We start from the raw sequence: 1749 nt of genomic DNA, 5'->3' as shown, positions 1-1749 counted from the left end.
TATCTTCCGCCTTTGCATTCTTTGTTCTGGGCCAGGGTAATGTACTGCGTCAAGTTCAGCAATATCTGCTTGAGTCCCGATAACATCGATTGTGCCCAACGACCGTGGTCGAAACTATCGTCGTGGACCTCTCGTCGATACCGCTGTTGGCTTGCTTGCTCACAGGCAGACAACGCCTCGGAGAGCTTCTGTGCGGCATCGGGAGGCAGCGGCAGTTTTTCCATTTCGGTCAGTGCGGCCCGTAGGTTCTGGGTCGCCTTGACCAAATCCTGCGAAGTGGAGGTAAGCGTGGCGGCCCCTTCCAATTGCCGACTACGGCCCGGAATGCCCGCGTCGCGCGTAAAGTCGAAACTATAGAACGCAGCGTTGAAAATCTGCACTCCCAGGTAAGGTTGATACAATTGTGCGAGCAGTGACCAGACGAAGGACACGACTGCGGCATTGCTCCTCGGCCCCAGGGCACCATAGATGGTCGGCATGATGCCGATCATATTGTTTAGCGCTCCGGCTGTTTGCAGCGCCGCTGATTCCCTAGCAAGTTCCTTGGCGGCAGCGCCTGGATCCACGCCAAGCGCGAGAAAGACCTCGTCAACATAGCGCAGCGCTTCCCTGCTGCGAGTGCTGACATCAAGCTGGAGTAGCAATTGATTGATTTCCCGGATACGGGCCATGCTATGGTCCGCAATCAGACGGTGGCTGGTATGCATCACGATGTCATGATGCACCTTGTTCAGATTTTCCCTGCGCTCTTCTTGGAAGCGACGTTGCATGGGACTGCTGCCTCGGCGCTGAAAAGAGGGTAGGGGGCTGCCGGGTGCGACGTCAATGACGCTCTCGGCTGGCCAATGTTGTACTTCCTGTGTCTCGCGTGTGGCGCTGCTTTGCAGCGCCAGGTCGCTGACATTCGGGTAGGGGGATGAGATAGTTTGCATCATAGCTGTACTTTGGATCGACCTGCATTTCGGTCAAGGAAGTTTTCCCGTAACGCGACATTCAGGACAGGTGGTTGTTCGGATGGGGATTCTGCCCGTCCATGCCAACGTCTTGGAATGGGAGGAGGGGCATTGCTGAAAACCAGTGCTCCGGATTACTGCTCCCCAAGTTGTTGAGTCAGTACTGTCGAAATGCTCTGTTTGGCTGACTCCAATGCCTCGGATTGGCCGCTGGCAAGTGCGCGGAAGTATCGACTCACAGGCGCCTCCAAATGGCTGCGCAGTCCAGGGCGATTCAGCTCGATGGCACTGAGGACGGTATCGTAGTCTAGTGATAGGTAGCTCGCTTCCACTTGCGAGGCGGCTCGTTGGGCACATTGCCGTAATATCGGATCGGAAGATCGCAGAATATCGCCGTAGCCTGCGCGATCCTTGTACTGCAAACCGTCACCCTCGGCCAGGGCAAATTTTGCACCGACGCTTGCCGTCATCACTTCGTCGTAGCTGTGATGCCGTTTATTGCCGATCAGTGCAGCCAGCATGATGCCGCGGAACGTTTCGAGAGAGGGATGATCAGGCAGTGCGTGTCGTTGATGGCGATTCTGCAGATGCCATTTGTCAACCGCCGAGCGATAGAGGTTCAAGTAACCAAGCGTGTGCCCGCTCACTCCGCCGATGATTGGCTTATAGTTTTCATAGGCACTCTCATACCAGGCTCGCTGTTTTCCTATGAAGTCGTTCTTGAGAAACTCCGAGTTGTAGTCGATGCCAAACTCCTTGTCCCGGATGCCGAAGTTTTTCTGATCCAGAGGAATGT

General features: G+C 55.3%; 2 pseudogenes. Both read right to left on the bottom strand.

From position 1 onward, the window contains the following. A pseudogene (locus I5W_RS16535) lies at positions 1–770 on the bottom strand (hypothetical protein); the annotation flags it as partial. A 317-nt stretch (positions 771–1087) separates the two neighbouring features. Next, positions 1088–1749, bottom strand: a pseudogene (locus I5W_RS16530) (hypothetical protein); the annotation flags it as partial.

The sequence above is a fragment of the Herbaspirillum sp. B65 genome (assembly GCF_000333555.1).
Lineage (GTDB): Bacteria > Pseudomonadota > Gammaproteobacteria > Burkholderiales > Burkholderiaceae_D > Herbaspirillum > Herbaspirillum rubrisubalbicans.
The sequence above is the reverse complement of the archived record's forward strand: the minus strand, read 5'-3'. Positions and strand labels throughout refer to the sequence as shown.